The 3,512-nt window shown below is 70.6% G+C and carries 3 protein-coding genes; all 3 read right to left on the bottom strand.

The annotated features are described in order from the left end of the window. Window positions 1-114 precede the first annotated feature (114 nt). The 3 genes from ACFXI3_RS44485 to ACFXI3_RS44495 all read right to left on the bottom strand — a co-directional run bounded on the left by ACFXI3_RS44485 (window position 115) and on the right by ACFXI3_RS44495 (window position 3,349). On the bottom strand, window positions 115-1,170 hold the full coding sequence (locus ACFXI3_RS44485) for an NAD(P)-binding domain-containing protein (RefSeq protein WP_378408077.1): 1,056 nt from the start codon (window positions 1,168-1,170) through the stop codon (window positions 115-117). Between the two features lie 38 nt (window positions 1,171-1,208). Next, on the bottom strand, window positions 1,209-2,423 hold the full coding sequence (locus ACFXI3_RS44490) for a diguanylate cyclase (RefSeq protein WP_378408081.1): 1,215 nt from the start codon (window positions 2,421-2,423) through the stop codon (window positions 1,209-1,211). 221 nt (window positions 2,424-2,644) lie between these two features. Continuing rightward, a complete protein-coding gene (locus ACFXI3_RS44495; protein WP_378408079.1) occupies window positions 2,645-3,349 on the bottom strand; it encodes an SRPBCC family protein in 705 nt (234 codons plus the stop codon). Window positions 3,350-3,512: the final 163 nt, after the last annotated feature.

Below are 3,512 nucleotides of genomic sequence, written 5' to 3' on the forward strand. Positions count from 1 at the left end.
CGTCGGACGCTTCCTTTGTTAAAAACCTACCTATGGTGCCCCACCCCCCCCCCAACCCCGTTCCGGGGCCCCACACCGTCTTGCGCGAGTCCGTGAGGGCCACCTTCACGGACCTCAGCTCTGCAGCAGCCGCCGGACTTCCTGCACCGCCGCGCGTCCGGCCCGGTTCGCGCCCACCGTGCTCGCCGACGGCCCGTACCCGACCAGATGCAACCGCGGCTCCGCCACAACGCGAGTCCCGTCCATCCGGATCCCGCCGCCGGACGTCCGCAGATGCAGCGGCGCCAGGTGATCGATCGAGGCCCGGAACCCGGTAGCCCACAGGATCATGTCTGCGGGCTCGAAACTGCCGTCCTCCCAGACGACCCCGTCGGGAACCAGCCGCGAGAACATCGGCCGCCGCTCCAGATATCCCGCCGCGCGCCCGGCGAGCACCTGCGGCGTCACCGGCAGATCCGTCACGCTCACGACGCTCTCCGGCGGCAGCCCGGCCCGCACCCGCTCGTCGACCTTCGCCACCGCCATCCGTCCCCAGTCCTCGCTGAACTCCTCCTCGCGCCACACCGGCGGACGCCGCGTCACCCACACCGTCGAACGCGCGACGGGACCGATCTCCATCAGCAACTGCACCGCCGACGTCCCGCCGCCCACGACCACCACGCGCTGGCCACGAAACTCCTCAGCACCGCGGTAGTCCGCCGTGTGCAGCTGCCGTCCGGCGAAACTGCCCGGATAACGCGGCCAGAACGGCCGGTCCCACGTCCCCGTCGCGCTGATCACCGCGCGCGCCGCCCACGTCTCCGCAGGCGATTCGACCACTAGCCGCTCCCCCGCGCGCCGCACCGCGGTCACGTCGACCGGACGGTGCACCGGCAAGTCGTACGTCTTCTCGAAGCGCCCGAAGTACTCCGACACGGCCTCGCTGGCGGGCCGCGTCGCGTCCGGAGTCCCGAACGCCATCCCCGGCAGGTCGTGGATCCCGTGCACCTTCCCGACCACCAGCGACGGCCAGCGGTACTGCCACGCGCCGCCCGCGCGTTTGCCGTGGTCGAGCACGACGAAGCCGCGTTCGTTGGCGAACCCGGCCCGGCGCAGGTGATACGCCGCCGACAGCCCGGCCTGCCCGGCCCCGATCACCACGACGTCGGTCTCGTGATCCGCAGTGCTCATACAACGTTCAACAATTGCCCGCGCCCGGTATTTCCGGCTCAGACCGCGACGCGGTTCCGGCCGCCGTCTTTCGCCCGGTACAACGCGGCATCGGCCGATCGCAGCACCTCGTCGAGCGTGGCACCTGCCTGCGGGTAACACGCGACGCCGACGGACACGGAGAGTCCGCTGATCCGCAGCGGACCTCCCACCGCGACCGTCAGCTCCCCCACCGCGATCCGCACCCGTTCGGCGATTCCGAGCACGTCGGTGTCGCCAGTCGCGGGCAGCAGGACCACGAATTCCTCGCCGCCGAACCGGCCGACGGTGTCGCTTTGCCGCACCGAAGCCTCGATCGCCACGGCAACCGCGGCCAGCACCTCGTCGCCGGTGAGGTGACCGTACGTGTCGTTGATGCGCTTGAAGTGGTCGAGATCGATCATCAAGACGGCGAACCCGCTGCCGGTCCCCCGTCGCCGGGCGCGGGTGAACTCGCGGGTCGCCAGTTCGTGCCAGCCCGCGGTGTTGAGCAGCCCGGTCTTCTCGTCGGTCACGACCGCCACCTGCAACTGCTGTTTCAGCAGGAGATAGCGGTGCAGCAACAACAACGGCGGCAGCACGAACACCACCAGCACCGGTTGATGGACGAACGCCAGCGCCGCGAGCCCGCCGAGACAGAGCGTCGCGATCTCGAAGGCGTTGTCCTCCCAGGTGCCGATGAGGTCCGCGGGAGAGCGGCTGTTCGTGTACAGGTAGATGCCCGTCGCTACGAGCACGACGTTCACCAGTTCAAAGGCGACTGCCGCCAGCACGAGCGCGAGGACGCCGTACGCAGTGTCGAGCCCCGCTTGATCCAGACCGCCGATGGTCAACACCGCGGACGCCGCGAAGCACGACAGCATTGCCCACGCCGTACTCGCCGCGAAGCGATGCGCGGGCCGCGTACGCACGTGTCGCCACACTCGCAGCCACAGATGCAGGTACAACACCAACGCCAGCAACGCGACCCACGCCGGCGGAAGCAGGAACGCGCCGGCGAGGTACCAGACGGACGTGACGTTGATGTGCGTCTGGCCGCTCATCCACCGTCGCAGGCGTTCGATCCGCCGCGACATTTCGGCCTGCGCGATGCCGAGCCCGACGAGCACGCCGAACGAACTGATCTGCACTGGGCCGCCGAAGCCGGTCGCGAGACCCGTCACCGTGACCGCCACGGCGACGGCCTCGCACGCCATCGCGTAGCCGATCCAGCGCCGCCGCGCGACCGCCCACATCGTCCAGCGCGGCGGCCAGCCGCGCCAGCCCGTCACCGCGCCGCGCACCCCGATGGGGACAGGTGCCTGCGTCACGGGCGCCCCCACGCGAAATTCGGCCTACGGAAGTTGCCCAGGGTAGCGGGTCAGCTCCGAATCTAGCCGAACCGAGGGAAAAACCACCCCGTTCACTGCCCACTGGGCACGCTCTGAGTAGAGCGAGCGGGCAACCTCCCGGCCGGTCAGCGGCGGCGCAGCTTCCGCACGATCGCCAGCACGATCAGCAGCACGACCGCGCCCGCGGCCACCGGGGCGAGCCGCTTCGCGACGGACTGCCCGGCGTAGTCGAGCAGGTCGATCGCCTCGGTCTCGCCGGTCGAACCGCCTGCCGGGACGCTCCGCAGGTGCGGCTTCTCGTCGGCGACTGGCTTCTCCTCGGCGGGCTTGGCCGTCTCGGCAGGCTTCGCTTCGGCCTTCGCCGCCGGAGCCTCAGTCTCCTCGGCCGGAGTCTCCAGCGAGGCCGCGAGATTCCCCGCGAAAGTGTCCAGGATCTTGCCGCCCACCTCGGAGATCAGCCCGCGCCCGAACTGCGCCGGACGTCCGGTGATCGCCAGGTCGGTGGCGACCGCGCCGTGCGTGCCGCCGTCGCGTTCGGTGAGCGTGAGGGTGACCGTCGCGGCCGCGGTGCCGCCGCCGCGCGAGTCCTTGCCGGACGCCTTGATGACGACCTTGCGGGCCGCCTCGTCCTTATCCAGGAACTCGCCGGTTCCCTTGTACAGCAGCGAAATCGGCCCCAGCTTGACCTTCACCGTGCCCGCGAAGGTGTCGCCCTCCACCTTGGTGAGCGAGGCGCCCGGCATGCACGGGGCGACCCGCTCCGGGTCGATGACGGCCTGCCAGACCTCCCCGATCGGGGCGGGGACGGTGAATTCGTGGTCGAGCCGCACGGGCCGACCTCCTCTCCTGCGCACTGCGTCGAGCCGTTGCCGTCCACCTTACGGCCGTCTCCCGGTCACCGTTGTCGTGAAGGACTCCTTGGGGGGGGCCGGTTACCCCCAAGGGTCCGGAAAGGCCGGGCCGCGCGGGGCCCCCCCCCCCCGCGGCGGGCCG

Origin of the sequence: Amycolatopsis sp. NPDC059235 (assembly GCF_042754125.1) — a bacterium.
GTDB classification, from domain to species: domain Bacteria; phylum Actinomycetota; class Actinomycetes; order Mycobacteriales; family Pseudonocardiaceae; genus Amycolatopsis; species Amycolatopsis albidoflava.

Excerpts from the sequence above, each read along its gene's own strand:
- ACFXI3_RS44485 (WP_378408077.1), bottom strand. The coding sequence starts at position 1,170 with ATGAGCACTGCGGATCACGAGACCGACGTCGTGGTGATCGGGGCCGGG.
- ACFXI3_RS44490 (WP_378408081.1), bottom strand. The coding sequence starts at position 2,423 with ATGTGGGCGGTCGCGCGGCGGCGCTGGATCGGCTACGCGATGGCGTGC.